A 534-nucleotide genomic window follows, 5' to 3' on the forward strand; every position below is an offset into this window, starting at 1 on the left:
CATGGCAAAGGCAAAGTTTGAACGGAACAAACCGCACGTCAACATCGGCACGATTGGCCACGTTGACCACGGCAAGACCACTTTGACGGCAGCGATCACCAAATATTTTGGTGAATTCCGCGCCTACGACCAAATCGACGGCGCGCCGGAAGAGCGTGCGCGCGGCATCACCATCTCGACCGCTCACGTTGAGTATGAGACCGAAGCCCGCCACTACGCCCACGTCGACTGCCCCGGCCACGCTGACTATGTGAAGAACATGATCACCGGTGCGGCACAGATGGACGGCGCGATCCTCGTCTGCGCAGCTTCGGACGGCCCGATGCCGCAAACCCGCGAGCACATCCTGCTCGGCCGCCAGGTGGGTATCCCCTACATGGTTTGCTACATGAACAAGGTCGATCTGGTTGACGACGAAGAGCTGATCGAACTGGTGGAAATGGAACTGCGCGAGCTGTTCTCGTCCTACGAATACCCCGGCGATGACATTCCGATCATCAAAGGCTCGGCTCACCAGGCCATGATCGGCGAGCG

At 59.2% G+C, this 534-nt stretch carries 1 protein-coding gene; it reads left to right on the forward strand.

Annotation, left to right across the window (positions count from 1 at the left end):
- Window position 1 precedes the first annotated feature (1 nt).
- On the forward strand, window positions 2-534 hold a 533-nt coding region (locus QQJ98_RS19750), incomplete at its 3' end, for a GTP-binding protein (RefSeq protein ID WP_284327010.1).

The sequence above is a fragment of the Cypionkella aquatica genome, assembly GCF_030161095.1.
Lineage (GTDB): Bacteria > Pseudomonadota > Alphaproteobacteria > Rhodobacterales > Rhodobacteraceae > Cypionkella > Cypionkella aquatica.